The sequence below is a fragment of the Flavobacterium reichenbachii genome (genome assembly GCF_002217435.1).
GTDB classification, from domain to species: domain Bacteria; phylum Bacteroidota; class Bacteroidia; order Flavobacteriales; family Flavobacteriaceae; genus Flavobacterium; species Flavobacterium reichenbachii.
Window position 1 is genome coordinate 140,643 of record NZ_MUHF01000016.1, and the last position, 14,470, is coordinate 155,112.

The 14,470-nt window shown below is 34.5% G+C and carries 16 protein-coding genes; 10 read left to right on the forward strand and 6 right to left on the reverse strand.

What is annotated here, in order from left to right; all coding sequences use genetic code 11:
- Nucleotides 1–80 precede the first annotated feature (80 nt).
- The gene (metG, locus tag B0A68_RS13300) at nucleotides 81–2,144 is read right to left on the reverse strand and encodes a methionine--tRNA ligase (RefSeq protein ID WP_035687416.1); all 2,064 of its coding nucleotides are present in this window, start codon (nucleotides 2,142–2,144) and stop codon (nucleotides 81–83) included.
- Between the two features lie 355 nt (nucleotides 2,145–2,499).
- On the opposite strand from metG, the gene B0A68_RS13305 reads away from it, so the two are divergent.
- Complete coding sequence (locus B0A68_RS13305) at nucleotides 2,500–2,727, forward strand: CDGSH iron-sulfur domain-containing protein (protein ID WP_035687419.1); 228 nt, start codon at nucleotides 2,500–2,502, stop codon at nucleotides 2,725–2,727.
- 71 nt (nucleotides 2,728–2,798) lie between these two features.
- Here B0A68_RS13305 and B0A68_RS13310 read toward each other — a convergent pair whose 3' ends face one another.
- The 4 genes from B0A68_RS13310 to B0A68_RS13330 all read right to left on the reverse strand — a co-directional run bounded on the left by B0A68_RS13310 (nucleotide 2,799) and on the right by B0A68_RS13330 (nucleotide 5,009).
- Nucleotides 2,799–3,293 carry a YrhB domain-containing protein gene (locus B0A68_RS13310; protein ID WP_051892734.1) on the reverse strand — a complete coding sequence of 165 codons (495 nt, stop codon included), beginning with the start codon at nucleotides 3,291–3,293 and terminating at the stop codon, nucleotides 2,799–2,801.
- Between the two features lie 8 nt (nucleotides 3,294–3,301).
- Nucleotides 3,302–4,207, reverse strand: a complete 906-nt coding sequence (locus B0A68_RS13315) for a PhzF family phenazine biosynthesis protein (protein ID WP_240475271.1) — start codon at nucleotides 4,205–4,207, stop codon at nucleotides 3,302–3,304.
- Between the two features lie 42 nt (nucleotides 4,208–4,249).
- Nucleotides 4,250–4,441, reverse strand: coding sequence for a hypothetical protein (locus B0A68_RS13320; RefSeq protein ID WP_123947511.1), 192 nt, complete (start codon nucleotides 4,439–4,441; stop codon nucleotides 4,250–4,252).
- A 286-nt stretch (nucleotides 4,442–4,727) separates the two neighbouring features.
- A complete protein-coding gene (locus B0A68_RS13330; protein WP_035687429.1) occupies nucleotides 4,728–5,009 on the reverse strand; it encodes a hypothetical protein in 282 nt (93 codons plus the stop codon).
- A gap of 316 nt (nucleotides 5,010–5,325) precedes the next feature.
- Between B0A68_RS13330 and B0A68_RS24480 the strand changes: the two genes are divergently transcribed.
- From B0A68_RS24480 to proC, 9 genes are all read left to right on the forward strand, one after another.
- On the forward strand, nucleotides 5,326–5,496 hold the full coding sequence (locus B0A68_RS24480) for a hypothetical protein (protein WP_165571353.1): 171 nt from the start codon (nucleotides 5,326–5,328) through the stop codon (nucleotides 5,494–5,496).
- Nucleotides 5,497–5,563: 67 nt separating this feature from the next.
- Complete coding sequence (locus tag B0A68_RS13335) at nucleotides 5,564–6,106, forward strand: DMP19 family protein (RefSeq protein WP_035687432.1); 543 nt, start codon at nucleotides 5,564–5,566, stop codon at nucleotides 6,104–6,106.
- A gap of 194 nt (nucleotides 6,107–6,300) precedes the next feature.
- Nucleotides 6,301–7,572: a serine--tRNA ligase gene (gene serS / locus B0A68_RS13340; protein ID WP_035687435.1), complete on the forward strand. Its 1,272-nt coding sequence runs from the start codon at nucleotides 6,301–6,303 to the stop codon at nucleotides 7,570–7,572.
- 71 nt (nucleotides 7,573–7,643) lie between these two features.
- Nucleotides 7,644–8,579: a TonB family protein gene (locus B0A68_RS13345; RefSeq protein ID WP_035687438.1), complete on the forward strand. Its 936-nt coding sequence runs from the start codon at nucleotides 7,644–7,646 to the stop codon at nucleotides 8,577–8,579.
- A gap of 31 nt (nucleotides 8,580–8,610) precedes the next feature.
- A complete protein-coding gene (locus B0A68_RS13350; RefSeq protein WP_035687441.1) occupies nucleotides 8,611–10,392 on the forward strand; it encodes a tetratricopeptide repeat protein in 1,782 nt (593 codons plus the stop codon).
- A 93-nt stretch (nucleotides 10,393–10,485) separates the two neighbouring features.
- The gene (locus B0A68_RS13355; RefSeq protein WP_035687443.1) at nucleotides 10,486–10,797 is read left to right on the forward strand and encodes a DUF4286 family protein; all 312 of its coding nucleotides are present in this window, start codon (nucleotides 10,486–10,488) and stop codon (nucleotides 10,795–10,797) included.
- Between the two features lie 94 nt (nucleotides 10,798–10,891).
- The gene (gene rsmA, locus B0A68_RS13360; protein WP_035687447.1) at nucleotides 10,892–11,677 is read left to right on the forward strand and encodes a 16S rRNA (adenine(1518)-N(6)/adenine(1519)-N(6))-dimethyltransferase RsmA; all 786 of its coding nucleotides are present in this window, start codon (nucleotides 10,892–10,894) and stop codon (nucleotides 11,675–11,677) included.
- The gene (mgtE, locus tag B0A68_RS13365; RefSeq protein WP_035687449.1) at nucleotides 11,661–13,010 is read left to right on the forward strand and encodes a magnesium transporter; all 1,350 of its coding nucleotides are present in this window, start codon (nucleotides 11,661–11,663) and stop codon (nucleotides 13,008–13,010) included. Before rsmA ends, mgtE begins: the two co-directional genes overlap by 17 nt.
- Nucleotides 13,011–13,122: 112 nt before the next feature.
- Nucleotides 13,123–13,899: a pyrroline-5-carboxylate reductase gene (gene proC, locus B0A68_RS13370; RefSeq protein WP_035687452.1), complete on the forward strand. Its 777-nt coding sequence runs from the start codon at nucleotides 13,123–13,125 to the stop codon at nucleotides 13,897–13,899.
- Between the two features lie 60 nt (nucleotides 13,900–13,959).
- Here proC and B0A68_RS13375 read toward each other — a convergent pair whose 3' ends face one another.
- Nucleotides 13,960–14,469 carry a hypothetical protein gene (locus tag B0A68_RS13375; protein ID WP_035687454.1) on the reverse strand — a complete coding sequence of 170 codons (510 nt, stop codon included), beginning with the start codon at nucleotides 14,467–14,469 and terminating at the stop codon, nucleotides 13,960–13,962.
- Nucleotide 14,470: the final 1 nt, after the last annotated feature.

Genomic DNA, 14,470 nt, shown 5'->3' on the forward strand with positions numbered 1-14,470 from the left:
GTTGAAAAAACCTTGCAGGACAAGGAATATAATTTAAGTAAGACAAAAAAAAGATGTGTAATAACACATCTTTTTAATCTTTAGTTTACCGTTTCTCCATTTGGAGCATCAGCATCTGGATTTATAAATACTAATTTTCCTTCTGCATTTGTGGTCATCAAGATCATTCCCTGGCTTTCGACACCACGTAAAGCTCTTGGCGCTAAATTGGCTAGAACAGAAACACGTTTCCCGATAATTTCTTCTGGCGAAAAACTCTCTGCAATTCCCGAAACAATTGTACGAACATCGATTCCAGTGTCAACTTTAAGAACTAAAAGCTTGTTTGCCTTAGGCATTTTCTCAGCTTCAAGAATAGTTCCGACACGAATGTCCATTTTGGCAAAATCCTCAAACTGAATTAATTCTTTTTGTGGTTCTGGTTGTTTGCTTTCGGCAAGATTTGCAGTTTTTGTCGCTTCCAATTTGTCTATTTGTTTTTGTATTTCTTCGTCTTCTATTTTTGAGAAAAGAACATCAGCCTTTTCAGTTTGAATGGTGTGATTTGGAGAAATTAATTCAGATGCATCTGCAATATCATTCCATTTTAAATTACCATCTAATTTTAAAATTGAACTTAATTTTTTAGCCGTAAAAGGTAAAAACGGTTCAGATAAAATGCTTAAAGCAGTTGTAATTTGCAACGCAACAAACATTTGTGTTTTAACTCTTTCAGGATCAGTTTTAATTAATTTCCAAGGCTCTCCATCGGCAAGATATTTATTTCCAAGACGTGCTAAATTCATCAATTCATTTAGTGCTTCTCTAAATCTGTAACGTTCAACCGAACTTGCAATTACGGCTGGATAGGCTTTTAATTCTGCCAAAGCTGCTTCATCCACTTCGTTAAAATCATTTGGATTTGGAACAACTCCATCATAATATTTTTGAGTAAGAACAACCACACGATTAACAAAGTTTCCTAAATTATCTGCTAATTCGTTATTGTTTCTAGATTGAAAACTTTTCCAAGTAAAGTCGTTATCTTGTGTTTCTGGAGCGTTTGAAGTTAATGCATAACGCAAAACATCTTGTTTCTCCGGAAAATCTTCTAAATATTCGTGTAACCAAACCGCCCAGTTTTTTGAAGTCGAAAGTTTGTTTCCTTCTAAATTCAAAAACTCATTTGCCGGAACGTTGTCTGGTAAAATGTAGCTTCCTTCGGCTTTTAGCATTGCCGGGAAAATAATACAGTGAAAAACAATATTGTCTTTCCCGATAAAGTGAACCAGTTTGGTGTCTCCATCTTTCCAATACGGTTCCCAGTCTTTTCCTTCGCGCGCTGCCCATTCTTTTGTTGATGAAATGTAGCCAATTGGCGCATCAAACCAAACGTATAATTTTTTTCCTTCGGCACCTTCAACCGGAACATCAATTCCCCAATCAAGGTCACGCGTTACCGCACGAGGTTCTAATCCGCCGTCAACCCACGATTTAACTTGTCCGTAAACATTGGGTTTCCAGTCGTTTTTATGTCCAACTAAAATCCATTCTTTCAGGAAATCAGTATAACGATCTAAAGGTAAAAACCAGTGTTTTGTCGATTTCAAAATTGGAGTTTCCCCAGTAATTGTCGATTTTGGGTTAATCAAATCCGTAGCATTCAGAGTCGATCCGCAATTTTCACACTGATCTCCGTAAGCTCCGTCATTACCGCATCTTGGGCAAGTTCCTACCACAAAACGATCTGCTAAAAACTGATCTGCTTTTGCATCGTACAATTGCTCGGTTACTTCTTCAATAAAATCGCCATTATCATACAGCTTTCTAAAAAATTCCTGAGCCGTATCATGATGAATTTTAGCAGAAGTACGAGAATAATTGTCGAACGAAATTCCGAAATCAGCAAATGATTTTCTAATAATTCCGTCATATTTATCAATAACTTCTTGTGGTGTAATTCCTTCTTTTTTGGCTTTCATCGAAATTGCAACACCATGTTCATCGCTTCCGCAGATAAACGCAACGTCTTTATTTTGCAAACGCAAATATCTCGAATATATATCTGCAGGCACGTAAACCCCCGCCAAATGCCCAATGTGGATTGGTCCATTAGTATATGGCAATGCTGCTGTAATAGTATATCTCTTTGGATTCTGTATCATAACTCAATTTTATTGAGTGCAAAAATAAGCAATAGAATTGAGATTTTGTTATTCAGTGGAGATTCGCACGTAATTTCACAGAGATTCACAAAGATAAAACACAGAGATTCGCTAAGTTTTTTTTAAAATGCGAATTAATCTCGCAAAGGCGCAGAGGTGCAAAGAAATTCGCTCAGTCTGATAAAGCACAAAAACTTTGCGACTTTGCGAGATAAAAAAAACTTTGTGAATCTCTGTGAAACCTTTGTGCATCTCTGCGGTAAAACTAAATAGAACCAATTTAAACTAGCACATCAATTAAAATCTTCAAAATATATTTTGCAACCTTTGCACTTCAAAAAACAAAGACAATTTTATGAGCAAGACAAAACTAATTATCAATAAAAACGGATCAATAAAAATAGAAGGCGAATTTGAAATCATGGATCCGGAAGGCGTACTTTATGGTTTGCAGGGAAGAGCTGCACTTGGTCTTTGCCGTTGCGGATTATCTGCAAACAAACCTTTTTGTGATGGCGGACACAGAAACAATTTCGAACACGATTCTATCGCATTTGATTTACCGCCAATGAAAACAAACTAAGAAATTTAATTTCCGGTTTAGATATAAAAAAGCTGCATTTGTGCAGCTTTTTTATTTATGAGGAATTATTTTTAGGATAATTTTATTTCAGATTCAAGTCCTATTTCCAATAATTCTTTTTTTAATAAACGGAGTCGTAACTCAGAACCTTTGGCAAATGGTACTGTAATGTTTTTTTTTAACTGCATTAATTTATCATTACTTAAATCTATTTTGGATTTTAATAAAAGCAGTTTTTTACTGTCTAAAACATTACTTTCTGTTAAAAACAAAGTCCAAATACTTTCTTCTTCTTCATATAATTCAATCATTTTTTCGAGACTGTATGCAGAACCGTACTCGGTATGTTTTCCTGTTTGTTTGTCAACCATAATCGGACAATTTCCCGCAATTGCATATCGCGTTTCTTTTGTTTCATAATATAGTTTAGAGGTGTAAGAGAAAATCCACGCATATGGTTTTTCAATTGTATGGTGATCGAGAATAATAAGTGGATTATCTACAGAAAAATCAGAATCTGCTAATCGATCAGAAACTGTTTTTCTCGCTTGTTCAAATGTGAGCATTTCTCAATTTATATATAAAGTTCCCCGCGCATTGTTATAATCGAAGAGCCGCCAACCAAAATATCATTTTCCCGATTCATAACTTCAATAATCGAAGGCTGATTTAACTTAACGCCTTGCAGAATTTTATACTCTGTATTCAGTTTTGCTTGTTTTTTTGAAGTTAACAAACCAATCAGCGGTCCAGCAGCAGTTCCGGTTGCAGGATCTTCGTTGATCCCAATTATCGGATTGAAGAATCTGGCTTCGGCAATATTACCGTTATTTTGATCTGAAATGGTAAAACAATAAAATCCTTCTGATTGATATTCTCTTGAAAGTTCAATTAAAAGTTTGTTGTCTGGAACAAAATCGTTTAGAATTTTGCTGTTTTTTATGGGAACCATCATATGTGCGACTTCGGTCTTAACAACTGTAGGAACAAAATCATTACTGTCTAAATCTTCGATTTTTAAACCAAGTGCCACAGCCAATTTGTATGTTGGAACTTCCTGTTTGATAATTGCAGATTTTTGATGCATTTGTACAACAGGATATTGCGTAACAGGATCAAAACTTACTGTTAGGGGTATGGCCGAATGTTTCATGATTACAAACCTGTTGTTTTCAGATTGCTGCTCAAATATTGGCATTTTTTTGAGCAAAGCACCGCAGACTGCACCCAGCAAGTTGTGTCCGGCACCATCGATCTCAATTCCGATTGGTGTAAACGAACGAACATTTAAAGCTTTTTGGGAGTGAGAATAATAAACAAATGAAGTTTCAGAATAGCCAAACTCTTTAGAGATATTTTTATAGGTTTCTAAATCTAAATTGCCATTGGTAAAAACCACAGACAACGGATTTCCTTTGTAACTTTTGTTCGAAAATACATCTAAAACGTAATATTCTAATGCTGTTCTTTCCTTCATCATTGATCTTTTTTAAATGAATTATGCAGAATGCCAACTTGTATTTTAGCTGTTTTCTTTTGAAGTTAGTAATAGAATAACGAAGAAAGTTACTAAAATTGTGCCCAAAATGATACGGCTAATTTTAAAACGTTTGTTTTCAGACATCCATGCCGAAACAAAAAAAGTTATTCCACCAAACAAAAATACGCAATAAATAACAAAATAACTTAATTCACCAATTCCTTCCGTTTCCATAGTTTTTAAAATAGTTTTAGAGATTTGCAATCGCTCTAATAATCCATAAAAGTATAATAAATCCTAGAAAATAAAATTGAACTTTGTTGACTTTCTGATTTCCAAACTTCCGACCAAAAACCAATCTAGTAAAATAATTGCTAAAACCGGAATCAAACCAAACAAAATGTAATCCCAAATAATCCATCTGCAGCAGAATTGCCATTTACAAGAATTACAGCATAAATTATTCCTGTGAAAATGGAATTATCCCGAAAACGAAGAATAAGGTTAGAGTTTTAGACTATTAAAAAAAGTCTTTGTTTTTTATTATTCTCTCTCCATTTTTATCAATACAAAACACAGTTTCTGATTTAAAGTTTTGGATCCAGCATTCAATATCAGGATTTTTTTGAACTTCTTTTATTGCAAAATCTTTAGCAAGTTCAAATTTCTCGAATATAGTATATATTTCATTTCGATTGCCGTTGCTTTTAAAATACTGCCCCTCATTATTAAGAACAATTCCTGTTTTGAATTCAGCTTTACTAACAATAAATTGATTTTTTTGTAATTTTAAATCATTCATTATCTGTTGATTTTGTTTTATCCTTGTCGATAAATCAGGTTAGAATCTATGCACACAAGTTTTGTTATCGATTTTATTTAATTATAATAAAAGTGTCATGCTAAAATACTCTTTTTTTATTTTTAAAAATGATCTCAAAATCTAACTTTCTCCAAAAACGAGACTGCGTTAGGGATAGCAGCGAAAAGCCCACAGCCTGACGAAGGAAGTGCGAGGACTTGCAGCGGATAGCCCGACCCAGAGGGTAACGCCAAAAAAATATTACTAAACCTATCATTATTTCGCCGAAATTTGCAAAACAAACACAGAATAAATCATGGGAAAAGGACCCGAAAAAAACACCAAAAATAAGGCATTGCATACCAAACTGCTGAATCGTAAAAAAGCTAAACTTCGCGAAGAAAAAAACGCACAGGCATTACGGTTGAAAGCTTTAGTGGCAAAAATTAACGAAAAAAAGAATAATGACAGTGCAGATTCTATATAAATCAGATTGTATTTTTTTTCTGTTTTAATTTAATTGAAATTTGCACCACAATTCAAAACAAAATACAATGGAAGAATTCGGTAGAATCATCATATCAGAAACCGCAGCAAACAGCGAAAATCCTCAAGACGTTGTAAATTCTAATATCTCGGTAATTAACCTTATGCGCGAAGAGAAAATCGACGACGATTTGATTCACGAAGATGCTTTAATGAGTTATTATTTAGATTATTATACTTCAAAATACACCGAAGGCAACTTCTCAAAATTTGTATACGATTCTGGATGGAATAAAGAGTTGAACGAATTAATTGAAGAAGGTCTGGCTTTAATTGGTGCCGAAAAACATTTAGAATTATTTCAGGCACAGTCTAAAAGAGTTCGATTGTTGAGCAGTGTTAAAATTGACAAATTCAAAAAAGGAAAATTTGAAGGAGTAAATCCAACAAGAGATTTGCTGAACAATGATACTTTTTTTGAATTAGAAGAAAATCTTGCGGTACTCAATGCTGCTTTTCTAAAATCACATCCCGATACCGAAGTGCTTTCGGTAGATGAAATGTTTGATGCTTTAGAAGAATTTGTAGGTCACGAAATCAAAAGAGCTTAGTTTTTTCGGATAAATTCATTCAGAACGATGCAAACAGCATAGAAATTACTCTAAATTTTGGAGAATCTCTGTGATTGTTTTGCGCAGCATTGTGAAATTCTGGTTATACGGTAAGTTTGTCCGTAATGTTAACAAACATTTCCTTAAATTTGCTTCCATTATAAAAATAATACAATAGTTACAAAAATCAAGCTATGTTACAAATCGCATTTATTAGAGAGAATCAGGAGAAAGTAATCAAGGCTTTAGCAAAACGAAATATCGATGCTAAAAGCGTTGTTGAAGAAGTGGTGCAATTAGATGAAAACCGTCGTGCTGCGCAGGTAGAATTAGACAATACTTTATCTGAATCTAATAAATTATCCAAAGATATAGGGGAACTGATGAAAGCCGGAGAGAAGTCTAAAGCTGCAATCTTAAAAGAAAAAACGGTTTCACTAAAAGAAAAAAGCAAAGAATTGGGCGAAAAAGCAGAAGCTTTGGCTGTCGAATTAACCAATAAACTATATACTTTACCAAATCTTCCGGCAGATATTGTTCCAGAAGGAAAAACTCCAGATGATAATTTGAATGTTTTTCAGGAAGGAGATATTCCGGTTCTGCACGAAGGCGCACAGCCACACTGGGAATTGGTTAAGAAATACGATATTATTGATTTTGAACTGGGTGTAAAAATTACAGGTGCAGGTTTTCCGGTTTATAAAGGAAAAGGTGCTCGTTTACAGCGTGCATTGATCAATTATTTCTTAGACAAGAATACAGCAGCAGGTTACAACGAAGTTCAGGTGCCGCATTTGGTAAATGAAGCTTCTGGTTACGGAACAGGACAATTACCAGACAAAGAAGGGCAGATGTATCATTCTACAATTGACGATTTATATTTGATTCCGACTGCTGAGGTTCCGGTTACAAATTTGTTCCGTGATGTAATTTTAAACGAAAGTGATCTTCCTGTTTTACATACTGCATATACGCCTTGTTTCCGTCGTGAAGCAGGATCTTACGGAGCACACGTGCGCGGCTTAAACCGTCTGCACCAATTTGATAAAGTAGAGATAGTTCGTGTTGAACACCCAGACAATTCATACCAAGCGCTTGACGGAATGGTGGAGCATGTAAAAAATATTTTGCAGGAACTGAAATTACCATACAGAGTTTTACGTCTTTGCGGCGGTGACATGGGTTTCACATCAGCTTTGACTTATGATTTTGAAGTGTTTTCTACGGCACAAGATCGCTGGTTAGAAATTAGTTCTGTTTCTAACTTCGAAACTTTTCAGGCCAACCGTTTGAAATTACGTTTTAAAGACAAAGACGGAAAAAATCAATTGGCACATACATTAAACGGAAGTTCATTGGCATTACCACGAGTTTTGGCAGGAATTCTAGAAAATTACCAAACGCCGGAAGGGATTGTAATTCCAGAAGTTTTACGCCCATACTGCGGATTTGATATTATAAACTAAATTTTTATAGTTGGCCTAACACATTTTTAAAATCTGTTAGGCTTTCTATTTACACCATAATCACTCAAGACATGAACAGAAAATATTTGCTGGTTTTTCTCTTCTTATTTCCAAATTTTTTCTTTTCTCAATCATCAAATGATAAGATGGTTTATTTGGATTCTTTATGGAAAGAAACATCCAGGGAGAAACATAAATATTTTAGAATTGTCAGAGATTATTATTTAGATAAGGACGAATACCGATTTGAAGATTATTACAGTGCGGGTAAAATTCAGATGGAAGGTAACTCCGGTACAAAAGATAATTTATTAAGAAGAGGTGATTTTATTTATTACTATGAAAATGGAAATAAAAAATCGACATGTTCTTATGAAAAAGGCAGATTGATAGGCAGTAAAACCGAATGGTATGAAGATGGAAATAAGAAACTGGAAGGTGAAAATGTACCTATTGATGGTTACTTAACCGATTTTAAAGTTAATCAGTATTGGAATTCTAAAAATATTCAGACTGTCATAGACGGCAATGGAGACTATGAAGAGACAGATGAAAAATTAACGGGATCCGGGAAAGTAAAAAACGGCTTGAAAGATGGAGTCTGGAAAGGAAAAGACGGACGTTTTAAGTATACGTATACCGAACTTTATGAAAATGGAAAATTAACAAAGGGAACAAGTATAGATTCTTTGTCAAAAGAACATACATATACTCAGGCTTTTGTTATGGCCAAACCAAAAAAAGGGCTGGAGCATTTTTATAAATTTATTGGCGATAAATTCAGGATTCCCAAAAGTGCACAAGGCATAAGCGGAAAAATATATTTGGAGTTTATTATTAAACAAGACGGCAGTATAGAAAAAATCAGAGTATTAAAAAGCGCAGGATACGGCTTAGATGAAGAGGCTATTCGATTAATAAGAGAATATCCGGATTGGGGTTCTGGCGAAATTAGAGGCATAAAAATAAAAGTATTATATGCTATCCCTATTACCATAAAAACATGATGCTTTATAAAGTTTGAAAAACAGATTAAAAATGAAAAAGCTATTTCTATATATCACCTTATCGTTCTCGCTATTTGCGTTTGCACAAAATGAGCAGCTGGCTCAATATTATTACGATAAAGGAGATTTTGAAAAAGCAAAAATCAGTTACGAACAGCTTTTAAATTCAGCACCTTCAAATACACAGTACTTTTTAAGAACTGTAGATTGTTATCAGCAGTTACAGCAGTTTGATACCGCTCAAAAAGTTATTCAGGAAAGATATAACCGATACAAACAAGGTGTGTTTTTGGTTGAATTAGGGTATAACTTTCAATTGCAAAAAAACGAAGCCAAAGCAAAGAATTACTACGAACAGGCAATAGAAAAAATAAAAACAAATCCGAATGATGTTTACGGAGTCGGGAATTCATTTGAAAAGAAGGTATTGCTGGAATATGCTTTAAAAGCCTACCAAACCGCAATGCAGATTCAGCCCAATTATAATTTTAACTTTCAAATCGGAATGTTATACGGTCAGTTAGGAAAAACCGACCAAATGATTGATCTTTTATTGACAGAATCGTATAATAACCAGCAGAATTCCAATTTAATTCAGACACAATTGTCGCGTTTCATGAATGGTGAAACAGATAATACGGCTTTTAAGGATGCGATGCGAAAAGCATTAATCTTAAGAACTCAAAAAGATCAGGATGTATTTTGGAATCATTATCTGAGCTGGTTTTATGTGCAGCAAAAAGAATTCGGAAAAGCATTTATTCAGGAAAAGGCAATTTACAAAAGAGAACCAGAATCCTTAATGAGTATTGTCAATTTGAGTCAGTTTGCATTAAATGAAGACGATACCGATACAGCAGCAGAAATCTTGAATTTTATTCTTTTAAACACCAAAGATTTAGATTTACTGATTCAGACCAATGCGCGTTTAATGGAAATTAAAATTGCCAAAGCACAGGAAAAAGATTATCCGGCAATCCAGACAGAATTACAGCAATTACTTGCCACTTATGAGATAAATCCTTTTACATTATCTTTGCAAATAATTCAGGCTCATTTTCTTTCATTTAATTTGAAAAAGACAAATGAAGGTAAGGAAATTATAAAGAAAGCATTAGAGCTTAATTTAAACGATTACCAGAGGGCTGATGCCAAAATGGAATTGGGAGACATTTTGCTTTTGGAAGAAAAATTCAATCAGGCGCTGATTTATTATTCGCAGATTCAATTGGACTTAAAGAATGATGTAATGTCGCATGAAGCAAGTTTAAAAGCGGCTAAAACAAGTTACTATAAAGCTGATTTTGAATGGGCTTTAAAGCAGTTTAAAGAATTAAAATCGGCAAATACACAATTAATTGCCAATGATGCTCTGGAATATTTTTTATTAATAAATGATAATACAGCAGCAGACTCAACGCAGACCGCTTTAAAACAATTTGCAAAAGGAGACTTTTTGATTTATCAAAACAAGAAATCCGAAGCTATTGCTCAGTTTCAGAGTATTTTGAAGAATTTTAAAGGTCAGGAAATCGAAGCTGTAACAATGTTGCGTTTAGGAAAAATATACGAAAGTCAGAAGGATTTTACTTCGGCTTTAAGCCAATACCAGCAAATCATCGACAATCACAGCGATGGAATTTATGTAGACGAAGCGCTGTTTTTTTCGGCAGAAATTTACAACGACGAATTAAAAGATACAGAAAAGGCAAAGCCTTTATATGAAAAGGTAATTTTTAATCATCAGGATAGTATTTACTTTGTTGATGCCAGAAAAAAATACCGCGAATTAAGAGGAGATAAGAATTTATAAAATAGATTCTTAGATTTTAGACTACTTAGATCTTTAGACTTTCTAAAATCTAATAATCCAACAATCTAAGAAGTCTAACAATCTAAAAAGAAAATGATAATCTACAACATTACCACAAACATACACGAAAGCGTTCACGACCAATGGTTAAAATGGATGCAGGAAAAACATATACCGGAAATTTTAGCAACCCAAAAATTTTCATCAGCACGAATAGTAAAAGTTTTAGTTGAAGAAGAAATGGGCGGCATAACCTATTCTGTTCAATATGCAACAGACAGCAAAGATACTTTGGAGAAATATTATCTGGAAGATCAGCCAAAGTTTGACAGAGAGGCTTTGGAGTTATTTGCAGACAAAATGCTTTCTTTCAGAACAGAATTAGAAGTTATTTCAGAACATTAAAAGAGATTTAGATCATTGGACTTCTTAGATTTTTAGACAAACTAGAAATCTGACAATCTAAGAAGTCTAACAATCTAAATTCTAAAAAAAGAAAATGGAAAAAGTAAAAGCCAAAAAACATTTAGGACAGCATTTCCTTAAAGACGAAAGCATTGCAAAAGCAATTGCCGATACTTTGAGCTTAAACGGATATGATGAGGTTTTAGAAATAGGACCAGGGATGGGTGTGCTCACTAAATATTTACTGGACAAATCAGTTACTACTCGAGTAATCGAAATTGATACTGAATCTGTTGCGTATTTGGATGCGAACTATCCGAAATTAAAAGATAAAATTATTTCAGAAGATTTCCTGAAATACAATATAAATCAGGTTTACGAGAACAAGCAATTCGCCATAATCGGTAATTTTCCTTATAATATCTCGACTCAAATTGTTTTTAGAACATTAGAGTTTAGAGATCAGATTCCTGAATTTTCGGGAATGTTTCAAAAGGAAGTTGCAGAAAGAATCTGCGAGAAAAAAGGCTCAAAAGCTTACGGAATCTTATCCGTTTTAGCTCAGGCTTTCTATGATACTGAGTATTTGTTTACTGTAAACGAAAATGTTTTTATTCCTCCGCCCAAGGTCAAGTCGGGTGTGATGAAAATGACCCGAAAGGAAGATTACAGTCTTCCATGTGGTGAAAAGTTATTTTTTACGGTTGTAAAAACGGCTTTTCAGCAAAGACGAAAAACATTACGTAACAGTTTGAAAACATTAAATTTATCAGACAAATTGCGAGAAGACATTATCTTTGATAAACGTCCCGAGCAGCTTAGCGTTGAGGAATTTATTGTTTTGACTCAAAAAATAGAAGCCGATGGAGTTCAAAGTTAGCAAAGAATTAATCCAGCAGTTAGAAGAGCATATTGTTAATAAAAACGACAAAGAACTTGAAGTTTTACTTAACGATCTGCACCACGCCGATATTGCCGAAATCCTTGATGAACTGGATTTTGACGAAGCAACCTACATTTTTAAAGTTTTAGATAGTGATAAAACCGCCGAAATTCTTCTGGAACTAGAAGATGATCTGCGTGAAAATATCTTAAGCCGACTTTCGCCAAAAGAAATTGCCGAAGAACTTGATGAGCTTGAAACTAATGATGCCGCAGATATCATCGCCGAACTTTCGCAGGAAATCAAGGCCGAAGTTATTTCGGAGTTAAACGATGTTGAGCACGCAAAAGATATCGTTGAGTTATTGCGATATGATGAAAATTCGGCCGGTGGTTTGATGGGAAAGGAGCTGGTGAAGGTAAATGAAAACTGGAATGTTTTAACCTGCGTTAAAGAAATGCGAATTCAGGCAGAAAATGTTTCGAGAGTACATTCAATTTATGTAGTTGATGATGAAAACCGTCTTAAAGGAAGATTATCTCTTAAGGATTTATTGACGACTTCGACCAAAACTCAAATTAGTGATATTTACATCAGAAAATTAAATTTCGTAAACGTAGATACCGAAGATGTTGAGGTAGCACGTATCATGCAGAAATACGATTTAGAGGCGATTCCGGTGGTTGATGAACTGGGTCGTTTGGTTGGTAGAATTACCATTGATGATATCTTAGACGTAATCAAGGATGAAGCCGATAAAGATTACCAATTAGCGGCAGGTATTACACAGGATATCGAAACCAATGACAGTGTTCTCGAATTGACAAAAGCGCGTTTGCCTTGGCTTTTAATAGGAATGGTGATTGAAATTGTAGCATCTTTTGTTTTGAAGGATAACGAAACTGCTTTTCAGAAATATTCAACCTTAATTATTTTTGTGCCTTTGCTTTCGGCTACAGCCGGAAATATTGGTGTTCAGGCTTCGGCAATCGTAGTTCAGGGTTTGGCAAACGGAACTTTAAAAGAATTCAGCCGCAGTTATTTTAGCAAGGAAATTACCGTTTCGATGATTTCCGGAAGTATTATTTCATTGCTTCTTTTAGGATACCATTCTCTTATGTATGGGCAGTATTTAGTGGGAGTAGCAATTTCAATTTCGATGATTGTCGTAATATTATTTGCTGCTACTTTAGGAACTTTGGTGCCGCTTTTCCTTCATAAAAACAAAATTGATCCGGCCATTGCGACTGGTCCGTTTATCACAACTACTAATGACGTTTTTGGAATCATGCTCTATTTTGGCGTGGCCAAATTGATTCTTGGGTTTTAGATTTTTGCCACAAATTAATAGATTGCAGTGATTTAAAATCTGTAAAATCTGCGTAATTTGTGACGGAAAAATATGCTGTAAATCAGCTCAAAATAAATTTAAACCAGCCAAAATGAAAGTACACATCATTGGAGGAGGAAATCTTGGGGTTTCTATTGCCTTGGGAATTGCAAAGTTCTCCAAAAACAACCAGGTTACAGTGACAAGAAGAAATATCGCCTCAATTCAATATTTGACAGAATACGGAATCACGGTTTCTTCAGATAATAAGCATAACATCCAAGAAGCTGATGTAATAATTCTAACTATAAAACCCTATCAGGTTGATATCGTTTTATCTGAGATTTTACCAGTAATTCAAAATAAAACTATTGCTTCTGCAGTAAGCGGTTTGTCTCTAGATGCGCTTCAGTCCAAAACAAATAGCGAATATTCTGTTGTTCGAATTATGCCCAATATTGCAGCACAGTTTGGAGAATCGGCCACGTGCATTTCTTTTCCTGAAAAAGACAGAGAAAAAGCACTGCCAATTGTAGATTTGTTTCAGGATTTGGGAACAGCTCCTGTAATCGATGAAAAATTGATGGATGCAGCGACAGTTTTAGGCGCGTGCGGAACAGCATATGCTTTGCGTTACATTCGCGCTTCTATGCAGGCAGGAATCGAAATAGGATTTGATTCTAATACTGCTTTGGCAATTGCAGCTCAAACCGTAAAAGGAGCAGCAAAAATGCTATTGGAAGAAAAAGTACATCCGGAACAATTAATTGATCGTGTAACAACGCCACAAGGCTGTACAATTGTTGGTTTAAATGAAATGGAACACAATGGTTTCAGCTCATCGTTAATCAAAGGAATTAAAACTTCTCTGAAACAAATTAAAGGCTAAGATTTAAAAAATATTTAAAATTCCGAATTCCAATTCTTTAGTTAGATTTGGAATTTTTTTTTAATCATTTTTGATGAGTTGTATATACTTCAAACCACATTCAGAAAGTTTAGTGTAATAATTCATTGCGTTTCCATAATTCTGAATTGTAAGCGTATCTTTCACATATCCAGCACTAATACCAGTTGGTATCTCTATTTCTTTTGAAGCAATTGAATCCGAATCTTCCTGATTGCTGATGTCTCCTTCGTATTCGTCCCATTGAATTCCATCTAAAAGCAAATTACGTTCTCCAGATGATTCTTTTGTAAATACTGCTTTGCCGTTTACTTTTCTTGCAGTTGTCTTCAGGAAATAAGTAAAACCGTTTTTCTCTTTTCTAATCTCTAACGTAATGTCACATTCTTTAGAGGAATATAGTCCCTCAATAGATTCTTCGTCTTTGACTTGAGAAAGTCCTGCCGTATTTTTTGTTTCTTCTTTTTTTATCCTTTGTTCTTTAGGTTTATTACTGCAGGCGGTAATTAACAGAATGGCTGTAAAAGCAGTCGTTAGTTTATACAAAATCATA